Origin of the sequence: Microbacterium sufflavum (assembly GCF_023101165.1) — a bacterium.
GTDB classification, from domain to species: Bacteria; Actinomycetota; Actinomycetes; order Actinomycetales; family Microbacteriaceae; genus Microbacterium; species Microbacterium sufflavum.
This window is the reverse complement of sequence record NZ_CP078076.1, coordinates 1,458,005-1,477,377: the sequence shown is the minus strand read 5'-3', so window position 1 is coordinate 1,477,377 and position 19,373 is coordinate 1,458,005. Positions and strand designations below refer to the sequence as shown.

The 19,373-nt window shown below is 71.9% G+C and carries 18 protein-coding genes; 6 read left to right on the top strand and 12 right to left on the bottom strand.

The window, feature by feature from the left end; genetic code table 11:
• Positions 1-22 precede the first annotated feature (22 nt).
• Both KV394_RS07285 and KV394_RS07280 read left to right on the top strand, forming a co-directional pair.
• The gene (locus tag KV394_RS07285) at positions 23-898 is read left to right on the top strand and encodes a phosphoribosylaminoimidazolesuccinocarboxamide synthase (protein WP_247638235.1); all 876 of its coding nucleotides are present in this window, start codon (positions 23-25) and stop codon (positions 896-898) included.
• A 148-nt stretch (positions 899-1,046) separates the two neighbouring features.
• Entirely contained in the window at positions 1,047-2,402 is a 1,356-nt protein-coding gene (locus KV394_RS07280) for a uracil-xanthine permease family protein (RefSeq protein ID WP_136045567.1), read from the top strand.
• Positions 2,403-2,565: 163 nt separating this feature from the next.
• Here the strand turns inward: KV394_RS07280 and KV394_RS07275 are convergent, their stop codons facing one another.
• The 5 genes from KV394_RS07275 to KV394_RS07255 are packed head-to-tail and all read right to left on the bottom strand — an operon-like array spanning position 2,566 to position 8,703.
• The gene (locus KV394_RS07275; RefSeq protein WP_247638234.1) at positions 2,566-4,278 is read right to left on the bottom strand and encodes an acetyl/propionyl/methylcrotonyl-CoA carboxylase subunit alpha; all 1,713 of its coding nucleotides are present in this window, start codon (positions 4,276-4,278) and stop codon (positions 2,566-2,568) included.
• Complete coding sequence (locus tag KV394_RS07270; protein ID WP_247982690.1) at positions 4,275-5,855, bottom strand: 5-oxoprolinase subunit B/C family protein; 1,581 nt, start codon at positions 5,853-5,855, stop codon at positions 4,275-4,277. The genes KV394_RS07275 and KV394_RS07270 overlap by 4 nt, the downstream gene beginning before the upstream one ends.
• Positions 5,855-6,655, bottom strand: a complete 801-nt coding sequence (locus tag KV394_RS07265; protein WP_136036120.1) for a putative hydro-lyase — start codon at positions 6,653-6,655, stop codon at positions 5,855-5,857. Before KV394_RS07265 ends, KV394_RS07270 begins: the two co-directional genes overlap by 1 nt.
• A 1-nt stretch (position 6,656) precedes the next feature.
• On the bottom strand, positions 6,657-7,421 hold the full coding sequence (locus KV394_RS07260) for a LamB/YcsF family protein (RefSeq protein WP_136045683.1): 765 nt from the start codon (positions 7,419-7,421) through the stop codon (positions 6,657-6,659).
• A gap of 4 nt (positions 7,422-7,425) precedes the next feature.
• A complete protein-coding gene (locus KV394_RS07255; protein ID WP_136045684.1) occupies positions 7,426-8,703 on the bottom strand; it encodes an NRAMP family divalent metal transporter in 1,278 nt (425 codons plus the stop codon).
• Between the two features lie 172 nt (positions 8,704-8,875).
• On the opposite strand from KV394_RS07255, the gene KV394_RS07250 reads away from it, so the two are divergent.
• Positions 8,876-9,532: a GntR family transcriptional regulator gene (locus tag KV394_RS07250; RefSeq protein WP_136032803.1), complete on the top strand. Its 657-nt coding sequence runs from the start codon at positions 8,876-8,878 to the stop codon at positions 9,530-9,532.
• Between the two features lie 17 nt (positions 9,533-9,549).
• On the opposite strand, the gene KV394_RS07245 is transcribed toward KV394_RS07250, so the two are convergent.
• From KV394_RS07245 to KV394_RS07220, 6 genes are all read right to left on the bottom strand, one after another.
• A complete protein-coding gene (locus KV394_RS07245; RefSeq protein ID WP_247982689.1) occupies positions 9,550-10,221 on the bottom strand; it encodes a TetR/AcrR family transcriptional regulator in 672 nt (223 codons plus the stop codon).
• A gap of 158 nt (positions 10,222-10,379) precedes the next feature.
• On the bottom strand, positions 10,380-11,378 hold the full coding sequence (locus KV394_RS07240) for a LacI family DNA-binding transcriptional regulator (protein WP_275090546.1): 999 nt from the start codon (positions 11,376-11,378) through the stop codon (positions 10,380-10,382).
• A gap of 91 nt (positions 11,379-11,469) precedes the next feature.
• Entirely contained in the window at positions 11,470-12,936 is a 1,467-nt protein-coding gene (locus KV394_RS07235) for a GH1 family beta-glucosidase (RefSeq protein WP_247982688.1), read from the bottom strand.
• Between the two features lie 5 nt (positions 12,937-12,941).
• On the bottom strand, positions 12,942-13,832 hold the full coding sequence (locus tag KV394_RS07230) for a carbohydrate ABC transporter permease (protein ID WP_136032796.1): 891 nt from the start codon (positions 13,830-13,832) through the stop codon (positions 12,942-12,944).
• Positions 13,829-14,872, bottom strand: a complete 1,044-nt coding sequence (locus KV394_RS07225) for a carbohydrate ABC transporter permease (RefSeq protein WP_136036124.1) — start codon at positions 14,870-14,872, stop codon at positions 13,829-13,831. The genes KV394_RS07230 and KV394_RS07225 overlap by 4 nt, the downstream gene beginning before the upstream one ends.
• A 115-nt stretch (positions 14,873-14,987) precedes the next feature.
• A complete protein-coding gene (locus tag KV394_RS07220; RefSeq protein WP_247982687.1) occupies positions 14,988-16,298 on the bottom strand; it encodes an ABC transporter substrate-binding protein in 1,311 nt (436 codons plus the stop codon).
• Positions 16,299-16,443: 145 nt separating this feature from the next.
• On the opposite strand from KV394_RS07220, the gene KV394_RS07215 reads away from it, so the two are divergent.
• From KV394_RS07215 to purQ, 3 genes are all read left to right on the top strand, one after another.
• Entirely contained in the window at positions 16,444-16,977 is a 534-nt protein-coding gene (locus KV394_RS07215) for an adenine phosphoribosyltransferase (protein ID WP_136032790.1), read from the top strand.
• A gap of 71 nt (positions 16,978-17,048) precedes the next feature.
• Positions 17,049-17,297 carry a phosphoribosylformylglycinamidine synthase subunit PurS gene (gene purS / locus KV394_RS07210; protein ID WP_136032788.1) on the top strand — a complete coding sequence of 83 codons (249 nt, stop codon included), beginning with the start codon at positions 17,049-17,051 and terminating at the stop codon, positions 17,295-17,297.
• The gene (purQ, locus tag KV394_RS07205; protein ID WP_136032786.1) at positions 17,294-18,001 is read left to right on the top strand and encodes a phosphoribosylformylglycinamidine synthase subunit PurQ; all 708 of its coding nucleotides are present in this window, start codon (positions 17,294-17,296) and stop codon (positions 17,999-18,001) included. Before purS ends, purQ begins: the two co-directional genes overlap by 4 nt.
• A 72-nt stretch (positions 18,002-18,073) precedes the next feature.
• On the opposite strand, the gene KV394_RS07200 is transcribed toward purQ, so the two are convergent.
• Positions 18,074-19,360, bottom strand: coding sequence for a hypothetical protein (locus KV394_RS07200; RefSeq protein ID WP_247982686.1), 1,287 nt, complete (start codon positions 19,358-19,360; stop codon positions 18,074-18,076).
• Between the last annotated feature and the right edge of the window lie 13 nt (positions 19,361-19,373).

Here is a 19,373-nt window from a genome sequence, read left to right as displayed (position 1 = left end):
GGGAGACCGGGATAATGGGCGGGTGAGCACACCCACGGCAGGCACCGCGCAGAGCATCCCCGGTTGGCGACACCTCTACTCCGGCAAGGTCCGCGACCTCTACGCCTCGGAGGACCCGGCCGACACCCGCATCCTCGTCGTCGCCTCCGACCGGGTGAGCGCCTTCGACGTGGTGCTGTCGCCCGGCATCACCGACAAGGGGGCCCTGCTCACCCGCCTCAGCCGCTGGTGGTTCGCCCAGCTCGACGTGCCGAACCACCTGGCCCCGGGCGAGCTGCCCGAGGAGGTCGCCGACCGCGCGATGCTCGCCCAGTCGCTGGAGATGCTCCCGATCGAGTGCGTCGTGCGCGGCTACATCACCGGCTCCGGCTGGGCCGAGTATCAGGAGCACGGCACGGTGTGCGGCATCACGCTCCCGGACGGCCTGCACAACGGCGACCGGCTGCCCGAACCGCTGTTCACCCCCGCGTACAAGGCGCCGATGGGCGAGCACGACGAGAACATCACGTTCGACCGCGTCGTCGAGCTGGTCGGTGCCGAGCGAGCGGCCGAGCTGCGCGACACCTCCCTGGCCGTGTACGCGAAGGCGGCGGCGATCGCCGAGGAGCGGGGCCTGATCCTGGCCGACACCAAGTTCGAGTTCGGCACCGATGCCGACGGCACCCTGCGCCTCGCCGACGAGGTGCTCACCAGCGACTCCTCGCGGTACTGGGACGCCGAGGCCTGGCGCACCGGCACCACCCCGGCCGAGCGGATGGCGAGCTTCGACAAGCAGATCGTGCGCGACTGGCTCGCCGCGAACTGGGACAAGCAGGGCGAGCCGCCCGCGCTGCCCGACGAGGTCGTCGCCCGGACGACCGCGCGCTACCGCGAACTCATCGACCGCCTGGGCGCCTGAGCCGGACTACTCCACACGCCGCACGTCGGTGTGGCTGACGTCGTCACCCGCGTAGAGGAGCGGCTGGCCGATCGGCGCTCAGGCAACACTCAGGAATCGGTAGTGTTTCTTCAGCACTCCCGCCACCCCCGAACCCTGAGGAGCCCGCATGCCCCTGTGGAAGCTGCACGGAAACGGACGCACGATCGAGGCCGGCGCGGTCGTCCGTCCCGACGAGCGCCTGAGCTGGTCCGCCACCGTCGCGATCGGACTCCAGCACGTCGTCGCGATGTTCGGCGCCACCTTCCTCGTGCCGACGCTGACGGGCTTCCCGGTCTCGACGACCCTGCTGTTCAGCGGCCTCGGCACCCTCATCTTCCTGCTCATCACGAAGAACCAGCTGCCCAGCTACCTCGGCTCCTCGTTCGCGTTCATCGCCCCGATCACGGCCGCCGTCGCCGCGGGTGGCACCGGCTCGGCGCTCGCGGGCGTCGTCGCGGTCGGCGTGCTCCTCGCCGTCGTCGGGCTCGTCGTGCAGTTCGCCGGGCTGCGATGGGTCGACGCACTCATGCCCCCGGTGGTCGCAGGGGCCATCGTCGCCCTGATCGGATTCAACCTCGCCCCCACCGCGTGGAGCAACTTCCAGCTCGACCCGGTGACCGCGACCATCACCCTCGTCGCGATCATCCTGTTCGCGGTGCTGTTCCGCGGCTTCCTCGGCCGCATCTCGATCTTCCTCGGCGTCGCGGTCGGCTTCATCTGGGCCGCGTTCACCGGCTCGTTCGACGTGCCCAACGCCCTCCGCGGCGGCAAGACACCGGCCGAGCTCATCGCCGAGGCACCCTGGGTCGGCCTGCCGCACTTCCAGCTCCCCGACTTCGTCGAGCCGGGCACGTGGTCGACCATCGCGATGTTCCTGCCGGTCGTGCTCGTGCTCATCGCCGAGAACGTCGGCCACGTGCGCGGCGTCGCGACCATGACCGAGGACCCGTCGATCAACAAGCACACCGGCCGCGCACTGATCGCCGACGGCGTCGCGACCACGATCGCGGGCGGCTTCGGCGGCTCGGGCACCACGACCTACGGCGAGAACATCGGCGTGATGGCCGCGACCCGCGTGTACTCGACCGCCGTCTACTGGGTGGCGGGCCTGTTCGCGATCCTGCTCGCGTTCTCCCCCAAGGTCGGCGAGGTGTTCAACTCGATCCCCGCCGGCGTGCTGGGCGGCGCGACCACGGCCCTGTACGGCCTGATCGGCATCATCGGCATCAAGATCTGGGTCGACAGCCGCGTGGACTTCTCGCGCCCGGTCAACCAGTACACGGCCGCGGTGTCGCTCGTGATCGGCATCGCCGGGTTCTCGATGCAGCTCGGCGACTTCGCGTTCGGCGGCATCGTCCTCGGCACCGTCGCGGCGCTGCTCATCTACCACCTGGGCAACCTGATCGCCCGCGCCCGCAAGACCGGCGCCGACGACCCGAAGCCCCTCGAGCCCGTCGGCCCCCTGGGCGGCGACCCCGCGTAACGCCCGGGGTCCCGTCCCGTCCCGTCCACTGTCGGGATCGAAAACGCACCTCCCACGCACGTCGGAGGTGCGTTTTCGCACTCCCACGCGCCGGTCGGGCGGGGGCGGGGCGGGCGGGGGCGGGAGGACGGGGGCGGGGCGGGACGGCCGGGCCGGACGGGGGTCAGGCGATCGTGGCGAGGACGGCGTCGGGCGCGACGGTCGCGCCGGTCTCCGCGCGGCGGGTGAGAGTGCCGGGGCGGTGCGCGGTGACCGTCGTCTCCATCTTCATCGCGTCGAGCACGGCCACCGGGTCGCCCGCCGCGACCTCCGCGCCGTCGTCGAGCAGCCACCGCACGAGCGTGCCCGGCGCGGGAGTCCGGAGCTCGGACGCGTCCGCCGCAGGCTCCGGTGCCGCCTCCGTCGCCGGACGGCCGATCCCCGCCAGCAGCTCCGCGGGCAGCCCGAGCACGACCCGGCGGCCATCGACCTCCACGGGGAACCGCTGCAGCCCGGACACCGGTGCGACCGCCGGTCGCGGCTGCGCGTCGAGCGCGGGCAGCAGCACCGTCTCGATCCACTGCGTGTGCACCCCGAAGGTGTCGGTCGCGAACGCGGGGTCGTCGATCGCGCGGAGGTCGAACGGGATCACGGTCGCCGGGCCGTCGACGGCGAGCTCGCGCAGCGCCCGGCGTGCTCGCACGAGGGCGGCCTCCCGGGTGTCCGCGTGCACGATGAGCTTGGCGATCAGGGAGTCGAACGCGGGCTGCACCACGTCGCCCGCCTCGATGCCGCTGTCCCATCGCACGCCGGGGCCGCCGGGGATGCGCAGCGCCTCGACCCGCCCCGGGCTGGGAAGGAACCCGCGACCGGGGTCTTCCGCGTTGATGCGGAACTCGAACGCGTGACCCGACGGCCGCGGGGTCTCGGTGAACGACGGCCCCTCGCCGAACGCGATGCGGAACTGCTCGCGCACGAGGTCGGTGCCCGTGACCTCCTCCGTCACCGGATGCTCGACCTGGAGGCGCGTGTTGACCTCGAGGAACGAGATCGTGCCGTCGGCCGCGAGCAGGAACTCCACGGTGCCCGCCCCGCGGTACTGCACCTCGGCGCAGATCGCCCGCGCCGCCTCGTGGATCGCCGACCGCTGCTCCGGAGCGAGTGCGGGTGCCGGTGCCTCCTCGATCAGCTTCTGGTTGCGCCGCTGCATCGAGCAGTCGCGGTCGCCCACCACGACCACGCCGCCGCGGCCGTCTCCCAGCACCTGCACCTCGATGTGCCGGGGGCGCTCCAGGAACCGCTCCACGAAGCACTCGCCGCGACCGAACGCGGCCACGGCCTCCCGCGTCGCCGCCTCGAACGCCGCCGCCACCTCGGACAGCTCCCGCACGACCTTGAGGCCGCGGCCGCCCCCGCCGAACGCGGCCTTGATGGCGATCGGCAGCCCGTGCTCCTCGGCGAAGGCCACGGCCTCCTCCGGGCCGGAGAGCGGCTCGTCGGTGCCGGCCGCGAGGGGTGCGCCGACCCGCTGGGCGATGCGCCGCGCGGTCATCTTGTCGCCGAGGGCGTCGATGCTCTCCGGCGACGGGCCGATCCACACCAGGCCCGCGCCCTCGACAGCCCGCGCGAACGCCGCGCTCTCGGAGAGGAAGCCGTAGCCGGGGTGCACCGCGTCGGCCCCGCTGCGGCGCGCGGCGTCGATCAGCGCCTCGACCGACAGGTAGGTGCTCGCCGCCGTGTCACCGCCCAGGCCGACGGCCTCGTCGGCGAGCCGCACGTGCAGCGCATCCGCATCCTGATCGGCGTACACGGCGACCGACGTGTATCCGGCCTCGGCGCAGGCGCGGATCACGCGCACCGCGATCTCGCCGCGGTTGGCGATGAGCACACGGGTCATGGGGTCTCCTTCACGATGAAGCGCACGTGCACCCCCGGCGGGAGCTGCGCGGCGAGGTCGAGGCTGCGATCGGTGAGTGCGCCGATGATGGGGTAGCCGCCCGTGAGCGGATGATCGGGGAGGAACAGCACGGGCTGACCGTCCGGCGGCACCTGGATCGCGCCGGTCACCGCGCCCTCGCTGGGCAGCTCCCCGCCCACGGCACGCTCCAGCGGCACCTCGCCGTGCAGCCGGATGCCGACGCGGTCGGAGCGCGGCGTCACCGTCCACTCCTGACCCGTGAGCGCGGCGACCCCGGCCGCGGTAAACCAGTCGTCGCGCGGGCCGAGCGTGATCTCGAGCGCCACGGTGTCGCCCGGGGCGGGAAGGTCGCGCGGCAGGACGACCGGATCCACCGAGGTCACCGGGGCCGTGCCGATCGGCACGACATCGCCCGCCGCGAGGGGCCGCGGGCCGAGCCCGGCGAGGGTGTCGCTGGCGCGGCTGCCGAGCGCCGGGGCGACGTCGATCCCCCCGCGCACGGCGATCACGAAGCGCAGCCCGCGCTCGGGGTGACCGAGGGTGAGCTCGTCGCCGTCGACCGTGGCGAACGGTGCCCCGGGGGCGATGTCGCGCGGCACGCCGGCGGCGTCCGTGAGGGTGAGGACCCCGGTCGCTCCGGCCACCGCGGCCACCCCGGCTCCGTGGAACCGCAGCACCGCACCGCCCACGCACTCCAGGACGGCAGCGGCGGAGGGGTTGCCGACCGCGCGGTTGGCGTCGCGCAGGGCCACCCGGTCCGCGATGCCGGAGGCCGAGACGCCCAGGGCGGCATAGCCCGCGCGACCCTCGTCCTGCACGAGCAGCTGCAGCGACGAGCGCACGACCTCTACGGCGGGGGCTCCGGGAGCGCGCGGCCCCTGGGTCGCGGAGGCTTCTCCGCCGCGCGGATCCGCGCCGCCGGCGCTCTCGGCCGACGCGACGACCGCGGCCCGCTCGGCCCGCACGAACCGCACCCGCCGCCCGGGTGCGAACAGTGCGGGAGGGTCGCGGTCGATGTCCCACATGGCCAGGTCGGTGCGGCCGATCAGCTGCCAACCGCCGGGGCTCTCGCGGGGGTACACGCCGCTGAAGGCTCCGGCGAGCGCGACCGAGCCCGCGGGCACGCGCGTGCGCGGCGACGAGCGGCGCGGCACGTCGAACAGCGCGTCGTCGCTCACCGCATAGCCGAAGCCGGGCGCGAAGCCCGAGAACGCGACCCGCCAGTCGGCCGCGAGGTGACGCGCGACGAGCTCTTCCGCCGACACCCCGAGCAGCGTCGCCGTCTCGTCGAGGTCTTCCCCGTCGTAGCGCACCGGCACCTCGACCTCGCCCGCATCGGGGAGCTCGGCGGCGTCGACCTCGGTCGCGGCGAGCACCCCGGCGAGCGCGGCGGCCGTGGTGCGCAGCGGGTCGTAGCGCACCAGCACCGTGCGCGCGCCGGGGATGCGCTCGACCACGCCGGGCACGCCGTCCCACGCGAGGTTGAGCCGCATGGCCTGTTCGAGGTCGTCCGCCTCGACCAGGAGCGCGCCGTCGGAGGCCGTGAGGATGCGCATCAGACCCGGTACTCCGCATCGGGCACGTCGGTCACGAACATGTACCCGGGGGCGTGCGTCACGGCGAACGGCGGCTTCGACGCCATGATCGCCGCCTGCGGGGTCACGCCGCAGGCCCAGAACACGGGGATCTCGCCGTCGCGCAGCTCGGGGGCGTCGCCGAAGTCCGGGGTCGACAGGTCGGTGATGCCCAGCGAGGCCGGGTCGCCGATGTGCACGGGTGCGCCGTGCACGGCCGGCGTGCGGGCGGAGATCTGCACGGCGTCGGCCACGCGGTCCGCGGGGATCGGGCGCATCGACACGACCATCTCGCCGCGCAGCCGTCCGGCCGGCGCGCAGTCCACGGCCGTGCGGTACATCGGCACGTTGCGCCCGAGCTCCTGGTGACGGATGGGGATGCCCGCCTCGACGAGACCGGTCTCGAACGTGAAGCTGCAGCCGATGAGGAACGCGACGAGGTCGGGCTGCTCGGCCCACGCGGCCGTCGCGTCGGTCACCTCCTCCGCGAGCTCGCCGTCGCGCCAGATGCGGTAACGGCCGATGTCGGTGCGGATGTCGCTGCCCGGCGCCAGCCGTGACTCCACCTGGCCCTGCTCGATCACCTCGAGCACGGGGCAGGGCTTCGGGTTGCGCTGCGCGTACAGCAGCGTCTCGAACGCCCAGTCGGCAGGCACGGCGATGAGGTTCGCCTGCGTCAGTCCCGGCGCGACGCCGCTGGTGGGCGCGGAGTGTCCCGCCCGGTGCGCGGCGCGGGCGGCGCGCGCAGCGGTGAGCTGGTCGGTGGTGGCGAGCACGGACATGTCACACTCCGGCGAACGGGGCGATCGTGATGCCCTCGGCCTGCAGCAGGCGCTTCGTCTCGGCGGCCATCGCGACCGAGCCGGGGCTGTCGCCGTGCACGCAGATGGACTGGGCGGACACCGCGACGTCGGTGCCGTCGATCGCCCGGATCACGCCCTCGGCGGCGAGGCGCACCATGCGCTCGGCGACCGCGGTCGGGTCGTGCAGCACGGCGCCCTCCTCGGTGCGCGACACGAGCTGTCCGTCCGGCTGGTAGGCGCGGTCGGCGAAGGCCTCGGCGGCCACCGCGAGCCCCGCCCGCTGCGCGACGTCGAGCACCACGCCTCCCGCGAGCCCGAGCAGCACGAGCGAGGGGTCGACCGCACGGATCGCCGCCACCACGTCTTTCGACTGCCGCTCGTCGCGGGCGATGGTGTTGTAGAGCGCGCCGTGGGGTTTGACGTACGAGACCCGACCGCCCACCGCGGCCGCGAGCCCCAGGAGTGCGCCGAGCTGGTACTCGACGTGCGCCTGGAGCGTCGCGGAGTCGATGTCGACCTTCGTGCGCCCGAAGTTCTCGTAGTCGCGGTAGCCGGGGTGCGCGCCGATCACGACGCCTCCCGCCACGGCCGCAGCGAGCGTCTCGCGGATGCCCTCGGGGCTGCCGGCGTGGAAACCGCACGACACGTTCGCACTCGTGACGATGCGCAGCATGCTGGCGTCGTCGCTGACGATCCGGTCGGGGACGTTCTCGCCGAGGTCCGAGTTCAGGTCGATGGTCGCCATGTCGTCACGCTCCGATTCCGAGGAAGGCGAAGATGGGGCCGATCGAGACGGCACCCATGTACCAGGTGAGGGCGGTCACGACGGTACCCGCGATCAGCAGCCACATCGGGTACTTCCGGTCGCCGAGCAGGTCGCGCCGGAACCAGCCGATGTACATGAACACCGTGAGGCCGATCGGCAGGATCAGGCCGTTGAAGCCGCCGACGAACACGAGGATCGCCGCGGGGGCCGTGCCGATCGCGAGGTAGACCCCGAGCGAGACGACGATGAAGGCGACGGTCGCGAGCTGCAGGGGCCAGCCGCCGTGCAGCTTCGCGGTGAACGTCGACAGGAACGTGGCCGAGGTGTAGGCGGCGCCGATCACGGAGCTGATCGCGGCGGCCCAGAAGATCGCGCCGAAGATGCGCAGACCCGCGTCGCCCAGCACGGCGCCGAACGCCTGCCCGGCCGGGTTCGCGGCCTGCGACGAGAGGTCGAGTGCCACACCGGAGGCGACGACCCCGAGGATGGCGAGGAACAGCACGTACCGCATGATGCCGGTGACGAGGATGCCGTTGGCCGCGGCGCGCATGACGGGCTTCGCGTACTGCGGGCCGACGTGGCCGGAGTCGAGGTAGCGGTGCGCGCCGGAGTAGGTGATGTAGCCGCCGACGGTGCCGCCGACGATGGTGGTGATGGTGGCGAAGTTGAGCTGGTCGGGCACGAACGTCTGCCGCAGCGCGTCGCCGATGGGCGGCTGGGCGATCAGGGCGACGACCACGGTCATCACGATCATGCCGATGCCGAGGACGATGAGCACGACGTCCATCACCCTGCCGGCCTTCTTCACCAGGAAGATGATGATCGCGAGCGCCGCGGTGAGTGCGCCGCCGATCTTCGCGTCGATGCCGAGCAGGGCGTTGAGACCGAGGCCACCCCCGGCGATGTTGCCGATGTTGAACGCGAGGCCGCCGATCACCACGAGCACGGCGATGACGTGCCCGGAGAACGGGATGGCGCTGTTGGCGAGCTCGCCGGCGCGCTTGCCCGAGGAGGTGATCATGCGCCAGATGTTCAGCTGCACCGCGATGTCGACCAGGATCGACACCAGGATCGCGAACGCGAACGCGGCCCCCATCTGCGCCGTGAAGGTGGCGGTCTGCGTGATGAAGCCGGGCCCGATGGCGCTCGTGGCCATGAGGAAGATGGCGCCGATGACGGCACTGCGTCCCGCGCGCTTCTTCGCGTGGGCGGCGCGGGCCTCGTCCTCCGGGGAGAGGGCGGCGGTGGACTGCTCGGACATAGGGGGGTCCCATCGTCGTTGGTGGGTGTCGGATCGAAACCCAGTGTAGAACGGACAGACACCGATTGTTCAACAATCATGTTTCCGTCGTGCTACAGCGCGATTGCCGTCGTATGATTCCCGCCGAGACCCGATCCCGGCCCGCCGCCCGCCCCCCACCTACGATGAAGGCATGAACCAGCAGGGCCCGCTCGCCGACGTGCTCCGTCAGCTCATCATCGACGGCGACGTCGCCCCCGGCTCCCGCCTGTCGGAGTCCGCCCTCGCCGAGCGCTTCGACGTGTCGCGCAACACGCTCCGCGAGGCGTTCCGGGTGCTCGCGGAGCAGGGCCTGGTCGAGCACGTCCCGCACCGTGGGGTCTCCGTGGCTTCCCCGTCGATCGCCGACGTGATCGACATCTACCGCGCCCGCCGCATCATCGAGTGCACGGCCCTGCGCCAGTCCGAGCCGGAGCACCCCGCCGTGCAGCGCATGAGGGAGGCGGTCGCGGCCGCCGAGGCCGCCGTGGCCGGCGTCTCCCGCGACGACGCCGCCGCGTGGCGCACGGTCGGCAGCGCGAACATGGCGTTCCACGTGGCGCTGGTCGACCTCGCCGACAGTCCGCGCCTGGCTCGCACGTACCGCAACGTCGCGGCCGAGCTGCGTCTGGCCTTCTTGAAGATCGACGACCCGCGGGCGCTGCACGAGCCGTTCGTGCGCAAGAACCGCGCCGTGCTCGACACCTTCCTCAGCAGGGGCGCCGAGGCGGGCGCCGCCGAGCTCGAGCGCTACCTGGTGCAGTCCGAACGGGTGGTGCTCGGCGCGTTCGCGCGCATGCACCTGGACTGACGCACCGGGCACCGAGGTCAGGCGTTCGGGTCGGGCCGGAGCGCCCAGGTGGCCCGGGGCCGGGGCTCGCCGGTCCGCGGCGGCACGTCGAGGGGCATCGGGGCCGCCGGTTCCGGCAGTCCGTAGCGCCGGTGCAGCCAGCGCCGCGCCTCCTCCAGCGGATACGTGTCTCCGAAGACGCAGTACTTCACGAACACGCCCTCGAGGGTGCTGCGGAGCATGACCTCCTCCAGCGCGGGGTCGTCGGCTCCGCGCGCGCGGAACACCTCGCGCACAGCGTCCTCCGCCGCGGTCGCCGCCTCGGCGTGACGCTGCTCCGATTCCGCGAAGAGCCGGTGCGTGGAGGGCTGCTGCTGCATCGCGAGCACGGCGCGCTGGAGCGGCATCGCGAAGGCCGTGGCCATGAGGGCGCCGTCGATGATCGCGGCCAGTATCTCGTCGGGGGTGCCGTCCACCCGCGCGAGCCCGAGCACGGTCTCGAACCAGCGGTCGATCACCGCGGCGACCAGCTGCTCCTTGCCGCCGAAGTGGTAGTTGACCAGACCCTGGGCGACGCCGGCTCGCGAGGTGATCTGGGCGATGCTGGCGCCGGCGACTCCGCGCTCGCTGAAGACCGCGATCGCCGCCTGCAGGATGTTCTCGCGGGCGCGCTCGCGCGCCTGGCGGTTCTGCTCGTCGGTTCGGGCCATGCGGCGACCACCTCCCGGGGTCACAAGAATATCGCCGCTCCGTGTAGCGTGTACGTTGAACGTCTGTTCAGTTCATGCGTTCGCGGGGTTCGCCCCCACCCGACGCACGGGTGCATCCCTGGCCATGAGGGGGCGTCAGGGCCGCACCCGTGCGCGCGTCAGGCCGAGCCGCGCACCACGAGCTCGGTGGGCAGGATCGTCGTCTGCGGCGGGTCCTCCCCCGCCAGCCGCGACAGCAGCACGCGGGCCATGGTCTCGCCCTGCGCATACATCGGCTGGCGCACCGTGGTGAGGGCCGGATCGGTGCTGACCGCCACCGAGGAGTCGTCGAAGCCGACCAGGGCGATGTCCTCCGGCACCCGCACCCCCGCCGCGCGCAGCGCCGTGAGCGCTCCGCGTGCCATCAGGTCGCTCGCCACGAAGATCGCGTCGGGACGACCGGACGCGAGCAGCCGACGAGCCGCCTCCGCACCACTCGCCTCGCTGTAGTCGCCCTCCTCCTCGGCGCACGGCGCGAGACCCGCATCCGCGAGCGCATCCCGGAAGCCCTGCACGCGGTCGGTCGAGGAGATCATCGACAGCGGACCGGAGATCGTGGCGATCCTGGAGCGCCCGATGTCGATGAGCCGCTGCGTGGCCACGCGCGCCCCGGCCACGTTGTCGACATCGACCACGTAGTCGCCCGCGCTGCGGCGCACCGGCCGCCCGCCGAACACGACCGGGACCGCATCGGCGATCCGGTCAACGAAGCCGTCGCTCGCATGGTGCGACACGATGAGGGCGCCGTCGACGCCACCGTTGCGCACGAAGCTCGTCATCTTGTCGCCGGGGTCGTCGCTCGCGATCAACAGGTTGAGCAGGTAGTCGGAGCTGCCGAGCGCGCCGGTGATCCCGGCGACGATGGCCGCGAAGAACGGGTCGCCGAAGAACCGCGTCGTGTCTTCCGGCACGATCAGCGCGATCGCGTGCGTCTGTCGCGAGGCGAGAGAGCGGGCCGCCCGGTTGGGCACGTAGTTGAGGTCGTCGATCGCGGCGCGCACGGCCGCGAGGGCCTCGGGGCTCACCGCCGTCGAGCCGTTCACGACCCGCGACACGGTCGAGCGGGAGACACCCGCCGCGGCCGCGACCTCTTCGATGGTCGCCCTGGGCGACATCACCGCACGCTCTCTTCCATGGCCCTATTGTCGACCACGCGATGCCCCGCCGGAGACCACGGATCGCCGGGCGACGCCGCGCCGCCCGCCCCGATCAGGCCCTGGCCGGCTCACCGGGGACGGGCGCCAGCTCCCTGGCCGCGATGATGCGACGGTACTCGTGCGCCGAGTCCTTCAGCGCGCGCTCCTGGGTGTCGTAGTCGACGCGCACGATGCCGAACCTCTTGTCGTAGCCCCACGCCCACTCGAAGTTGTCGAACAGCGACCAGTAGAAGTAGCCGCGCACATCCACGCCCCCCTCGACCGCATCGAGCACCGCGTCCAGGTGCAGGCGCAGGAACTCGGTGCGGTCGGCATCGTGCACGCGCGTCTCACCGTCCTCCACCACGGGCTCGTCGTCGTAGGCGGCGCCGTTCTCCGTGACGTACAGCACGACCCCGGCGGGCTCGGCGTACTCGGCCCACACGCGCTGCAGCAGTCGCGTGAGCCCCTCCGGCTGCACCTCCCAGTGCTGCGCCGTGCGGGGCAGCCCGCGCTCGACCGCGTGGATGCCGTCGCTCGACGGGTACGGGCTGCGCGTGGGCCGGGAGGTCGCCGGGCCGCCCTCCTCGGCGGTCGCGGTCGTCGCGGGCGCCGTGCCGGAGACGAGGTCGCCGTGGTAGTAGTTCACGCCCTGCGTGTCGATGGGCTGCGCGATGGTCTCGAGGTCGCCGTCGTGCACCGCGGCCTCGAACCGCGCGACCGCCTCAGGGTCGACCGCGCGGATGTCCTCGACGACGTCCGCGGGGTAGGAGCCGCGGTAGATCGGGTCGAGGAACCAGCGGTTGAACTGCCCGTCCAGGCGCCGGGCGGCATCCACGTCGGCGGGGTTCTGCGGGTCGGCGGGGTCGGCGACGGTGTGGTTGAGCGTGATGCCGAGGTTGAGCGACGAGTCGCGCCCGCGCAGCTCCTTCACCGTGGCGCCGTGGGCGAGCAGCAGGTGGTGCGACGCGAGCAGCCCCTCCGCGATGCTGGTGTGCCCCGGCGCGTGCTCGCCGCCCGTATAGGAGAGGAACGACGAGCACCACGGCTCGTTCAGCGTCGTCCACACGTTCACGCGGTCGCCCAGCGCGTCGTGCACGGTGCCCGCGTAGTCCAGGAAGCGGTCGACGACGTCGCGGTTCGTCCATCCCCCGCTCTCCTGCAGGGCCTGCGGCAGGTCCCAGTGGTACAGCGTGAGCCAGGGCAGGATGTCGGCCTCGAGCAGCTCGTCGACCAGGCGGCTGTAGAAGTCGACGCCCGCGCGGTTCACGGCCCCGCCGTCGGGCCGCACGCGCGACCACGACGTGGAGAACCGGTACGTCTGCAACCCGAGGTCCTTCATGAGCGCGACGTCCTGCGGGTACCGGTGGTAGTGGTCGCACGCCACATCCCCGTTGTCGCCGCCGACCACCGCGCCGGGCTCGCGCGCGAACGCATCCCAGATGGAGGCGGTGCGCCCGTCCTCGAAGGCAGCGCCCTCGATCTGGTAGGCCGCCGTCGCCGCGCCGAAGAGGAAGTCCGAGGGGAAGGCACGCGTCATAGGGGTCATCCTTTCACCGCGCCCGCCATGATGCCACTGACCAGCTGCCGTCCCGCCGCCACGAAGAGCACGAGGAGCGGGAGGGTCGCGAGCACCGCACCGGCGAGCACGATCGAGTAGTCGATGTAGTAGCCCGACTGCAGCTGGCTGAGGGCCGTCTGCAGCGTGGGGTTCTGAGGGGAAAGCACGATCAGGGGCCACAGGTAGTCGGTCCACGCGGTCATGAACGTGAACAGGCCGAGGATCGCCATGGCCGGACGGGCGGCGGGCACCCCGACCGTCAGGAACGTGCGGAACTGTCCGGCGCCGTCCATGCGGGCCGCCTCGATGAGCTCGTCCGGGATCACGTCCACCAGGTACTGCCGCATGAAGAACACCCCGAACGCGGTCACCAGGGTCGGCACGATCACCGCGCCGATGGACCCGGTCCACCCGAGCTCGCGCATCAGCATGAACAGGGGGATGATGCCGAGCTGCGTCGGGATCGCCATGGTCGCGATCACGAACACCATCAGCCCGTCGCGTCCCCGGAACCGCAGTTTCGCGAAGGCGTAGCCGGCGAGGGTGGAGAAGGTGACGACCGAGAGCGTGATGATCGAGGAGATCAGGACCGAGTTGCCCAGTGCGAGCCAGAACGGGATCGCGTCGAACACCTTGGCCGCGTTGGCGAGGAAGTTCCCGCCCGGGATCAGCGGCAGCGTCTCCCCCCTGGTCGCGTTGGTGCCGCTGGCGACCACGAACGACCACCACAGGGGGTAGGCGCTGCCGAGCACGAAGGCCGCGAGCAGCCCGTAGGTGAGGAATCCCGGGCGGCTGCCGATGCCGGCGGTGCCGGATGCGGCGCCCCGACGGCGGCGGATGCGCTCCGGGACGCTGAGGGCCTGCGTGGCGGTCATCGCGCCTCCTCCTTGCTGGTGCGGGCGCGACGGCGGGCCGCGCGGTTCTTCGGGGCGTCGCCGGTGGAGATGCGCCGCGAGACGAGGAAGTTGATCAGGCCGATGCCCACGATGAGCAGGAACAGCAGGATCGCGACCGCGGAAGCCTCACCCAGGTTGCGCCGGAAGAAGGCCAGCTCCCACAGGAACAGCACCGTGGTCTGGAACTGCCGGTCGCTGCCGCCGATGCCGCCCGCGGTGGAGACGTCGAACAGCCGCGGTTCCGCGAAGATCTGCAGGCCGCCGATCGTGGCCGTGATGATCACGAAGATGAGGGTGGGGCGGATGGTCGGGATCGTGATGGAGAAGAAGCGCCGCGCAGATCCGGCGCCGTCGAGCGCGGCCGACTCGTACAGGTCCCGCGGCACGGCCTGCATCGCGGCGAGGAGGATGAGGGCGTTGTAACCGGTCCACCGGAAGTTCACCATCACCGCGATCGCGATGTGCGACAGGACCGTGTCGTGCTTCCACTGCTGATCCGCGATGCCGATCAGGTTCAGCAGGTTGTTGGCCAGGCCGTCCGCCTCGTTGAAGATGCTCGAGAAGATGATGGCCACGGCGACCGGGGTCACCACGAACGGGATGAGCACGCTCATGCGCCAGAACGTCGGGGCGCGCAGACCGCGGTCCAGCAGGTAGGCGATCAGCAGGGCGACCGCGAGCTGCGGGATCGCGGAGAGCAGGAAGATGCTGAGCGTGTTGCGGATCGAGTTCCAGAACATGCCGTCGCCGAGGATCTCGACGAAGTTGCCGAGCCCGACGAAGTCGCCCTCGCCCTTCAGCAGGTCCCACTCGTGCACGGCCACCCACACCGTGTACAGCAGGGGGAAGAGGCCGACCAGTCCGAACAGCAGGAAGAACGGCGAGATGTAGAAGTACGGCGACGCGTTCTGGTCGAAGCGGGAGAGGCGGTGCCGCCAGGGCCGCTTCGCACCGGTGTCGGCGGGCGGACGCTGCGACGACGCGGGCACCGTGTCGGGGCGGTCGTGCGTGAGTGTCATGGGGTGTCCTCGTTCGGTGGGGGCGCCCTTCGTCTCGCTCGGCTCGCTCAGGAACCGGAGGCACCGGTTCCTGAACGAGGAGCGCCGGCGACGAGACGAAGGACGCCCCGAGTGATCAGCCGACCAGCTCGTTCAGCAGGCCGATGGACTGGTCCCACGCGCCCTGGGTGTCGGTCTCGCCGCGGTCGAGGCTGCTGAGCGCCGGACCGAACACGTTCTCCTGGATCACGGAGTCATCGGCGCCCTTGAACTGCGCGACGACGCCCTTGGCACGCTCGGCGAGGATCGCCCCGGTCGGCGCGTCGTTGAAGAACGCGTTGGGGGTGGCGTCTGCGGCGAGGGTCTCCTGGGCCTTCACGGTCGAGGGGAAGTTGCCCGCGGCGGCGGACTGCTTCACCTGCTGCTCGGGCTGCGTGAGCCAGTCGGCGAGCTCGGCCGCCGCCTCCTTGTGCTGCGAGGTCTCCGGGATGGAGAGGAACGCACCACCCCAGTTGGCCGCGCCACCGGGGAACACGTCGGCGAAGTCCCAGCCGGTCGAGGCGTCGCCGCCGCCGGCCTCGATCTGCCCCTGCACCACGCCGAGCATCCAGCCCGGGCACACGAACGTCGCGAAGGTGCCGTCGACGAACGACTTGCCGCCGTTCCAATCCCACGCGGTCTGCGCGGCGGACTGGCCGCCTTCGGTCGCGGCGCCCAGCAGCTCGAAGCGCTTCTTCAGCTCGTCGTTGCCCTCCACGTTGAGCTCGCCGTCGGCGGTGTAGTAGCCCTCGTCGAGCTGGTTGACCATGGCGTTCCACACGAAGCCGGAGTGGTCGTACCAGGCCTTGCCGGTCTTGGCCGTGTAGTCGGCGCCCACCTGGAAGTAGTTGTCCCAGTCGCCGTTCAGCAGCTCGGCGACGGACTCGCGGTCGCTGGGCAGACCGGCGGCCTCGAACGCGGCACCGTTGTAGCAGATGCCGCTCGGGCCGATGTCGGTGCCGTAGCCGATGACGCGGCCCTCGGCGTCGGTGGCCTGGCCGTACTTCCAGTCGACCCAGTCGTCCTTGCGGTCCTCGATGCCGTAGTCGCGCAGGTCGACGAACGTGTCGGACACGTCCATGATCGCGCCGAGCCAGCCCTCCTCGATCGCCACGATGTCGCTGAGGCCGGAGCCGGCGGCGATCTTGGTGAACGCGTCGGTGCGGGCGTTGCCGCCGGTGTCGATGTTGGTGGCCTCGATCTTCACGTTCGGGTGCGCCTTCTCGTACTCGTCGTAGAGGTCGTCGTAGCCGAAGGTTCCGAACGTGGTGACGGTCAGCGTGATCTCCTCGTCGGCGCTGCCGGCGTCACCGCCGCCGTTGCCGCCGGAGCAGCCGGCGAGGGCGAGGGCGGCGACGGATGCCAGGGCGACGGGCGCCAGGATCCGGGTGCGGGCACGTGTGTTCACAGTTCACTCCTTTGTGGGTGGTCGTGCGGTGTGGTGCATCGGGATGGCATGGGAGCGCTCCCACGGCCATGGTCTGCAACCATATGGGAGCGCTCCCACGGTGTCAAGCGCGGCAGCACCCGGGAACGCGGCGTACCCTTGACCGGTGCCCGAAGCCACGCTCTCCCCCGCCCTCATCCGCGCCGAGTCGCTCATCCGCAGCATCCCCGACTACCCCGAGCCCGGGATCGTCTTCCGCGACATCACCCCCCTCCTGGCCGACGCCGAGGCGCTGCGGGTCACGACCGAGGCGATCATCGAGCCCTTCGCCGGGCAGTTCGACGTGGTCGCGGGCATCGAGGCGCGCGGCTTCATCCTCGCCGGCGCCGCCGCCATCGCTGCCGGGGTCGGGCTCATCCCCATCCGCAAGGCCGGCAAGCTCCCGCGTCCCGCCGCCTCGGTCGACTACGCCCTGGAGTACGGCACCGCCACGATCGAGATGCACGACGACCTCCCGGCGGGCTCCCGCGTGCTGCTCATCGACGACGTGCTCGCCACCGGAGGCACCCTCGCCGCGGGCCGACAGCTCGTCGAGCGTCTGGGCAGCCACGTCGCCGGGATCTCCGTGCTGTTCGAGATCGACGGCCTCGGCGGCCGCGACGCGATCGGCGACCTGCACACCGTCTTCCACTCCGCCTGACCCCGCGGGGAGCGCCGGTGCGAGGGCAGTAGACTGGGGGCGCCCGTCCACCCGCGACTCCTGGAGCCGTCATGCCCACCATCGTCGTCGACGTCATGCCCAAGCCCGAACTGCTCGACCCCCAGGGGAAGGCCGTCTCCGGCGCTTTCGCCCGCCTGGGCGTGGACGGCTTCACCGACGTGCGCATCGGCAAGCGCTTCGAGCTCACCGTCGAGGGCGAGGTCACCGAGGAGGTGCTCGCCGAGGCGAAGCGCCTCGCCGACGAGGTGCTCTCCAACGCCGTGATCGAAGACGTCGTCGGCATCGAGGTGGCCGAGTGACCACGCGCATCGGGGTCGTCACCTTCCCCGGCTCGCTCGACGACGTCGACGCACAGCGCGCCGTCCGCCTCGCGGGCGCCGAACCCGTCGCCCTGTGGCACGGCGCACACGACCTCGAGGGCGTCGACGCCCTCGTGCTGCCGGGCGGTTTCAGCTACGGCGACTACCTGCGCGCCGGGGCCATCGCCGCCCTCTCCCCGATCATGACCGAGGTCAAGGAGGCCGCCGCGAAGGGCCTGCCCGTGCTCGGCATCTGCAACGGCTTCCAGATGCTGGTCGAGGCGCACCTGCTGCCCGGCGGACTGATCCGCAACAACCACCAGCACTTCGTGCGCCGCGACCAGCGCCTCACGGTCGAGAACGCCGACACCGCGTGGACGAACGCCTTCCGCACCGGCCAGGAGATCGTCATCCCGCTGAAGAACGCCGACGGCGGCTACATCGCCGACGAGCAGACGCTCGACCGCATCGAGGGCGAGGGCCTGGTGGCGTTCCGCTATGCGGGCGTGAACCCGAACGGCTCGCTGCGCGACATCGCCGGGCTCACCAACGAGGCGGGCAACGTCGTGGGGCTCATGCCGCACCCCGAGCACGCCACCGAGCCGGGCTTCGGCCCCGACACGACCGCGGCCATGCGCAGCGGCGTCGACGGCCTGGGCTTCTTCGCGAGCGCGATCGCCGCGGTCGCCCGCGTCGCCGCCTGACGCACGGGCGCACGCCGAAGCCTCAGCCGCGCGACCTCTGACGCACGGGCGCCCCGCAGGTCGGCCGCGGCGTCACTCGCCCGAGGACGCGGCGGCCGCGGGAAGCGCGAACGGGTTGTCGGCGGCTGCCGCCAGCAGGTACCACGCGGTCGTGCCCGTGTGCAGGCTCGCGTAGTAGAAGTCGCCGAAGCCGGAGTCGAGTCCGTCGGTCGAGGTCGCCACGATGCCCTTGCCGTCGCCGTTCACCGCATCGCGCTGCGCCAGGCGGATGTCCGCGAGCAGCTCGTCGGCCTGGGCGGCGTCGCCCGCGGCATCGCGCAGCCGGAGTGCCAGGGCCAGGTGCCCGCTGCCCTCGAACCACGCCTTGGACACGTCCACATCGCTGATCGAGGGGCCGCGGTACGGGCCGTCCGTGGCCATCAGGTGCCCGAGCGTCCAGTCCAGGGCGGCACCATAGCGGGCGTCCCCCGTGCCGAGCGCGCTCCAGGTCTGCGCATCGAGCGGGACGGGACGGGTGTTGACCGTGCTGCCGTCGAGCAGGGTGCCGGTGTCGACGTGGCCGTCCGCGCTCTGCATCGCGGCGACGAATCCGGCGGCGACGGCCGAGCGCTGCGCCCACACGGCGTCGCCCGTGAGCTGGGCGAGCTGGGCGAAGAAGCCCGCGACGTCGGTGTTGTGCTCCGTCGACTTCCACTCCAGCGAGGCCCCGGTGTCGGTCTGGCCTCCCGTGTAGCCGTACGGCGCCCTGGTCATGTCAGCGGTGTTGTCCTGGATCCAGTTCGCGGTGCGCAGCGCGCCGTCGAGGTACCGCTGCTCGCCCGTCGCGTGGAAGAGGCGCGCGAGGGCCATGCCCACCCAGGCCTGGTTGCCGGTGAAGCTGCCGGGCCCGGTGATCTCGACGCGCCCCTGACGGATGCCGTGGGGCTCGTAGGAGGCGCGCGTGCGCCCGTCGCCGATCGGGTCCTCCTCCTGCACGAACAGCAGGGTGTCGCCGATCGCGCGGGCGCGGCGCAGGTCATCCGGCAGGCCGCGGGCCGTGTAGGCGATCACGACCAGCGCGTCGTCGTACACGAAGGAGGGGGTGAAGTCCCACGTCGGGGTGGTGAAGAAGCCGCCCTGATAGCTGCGCGGGAGGCAGTGGCCCGCGCCGTCGCAGAACTCGTCCACCCTGGCGTCGAGGAACTCGTAGGCGAGTGCGACGGATGCCGCGGGGTCGGCCGTCACGTCGGTTCCGGTCTCGGCGCGCGGGGCCCGACTGTCCGACATCGCGGGTGCGGCACCGAGCAGGACCACGGCGGCGACGAGCGCGGCGACGGCGCTGATCGGGGCGGACCGGCGCACGGTGACCAGGGGCGACACGACACGAGCGGTG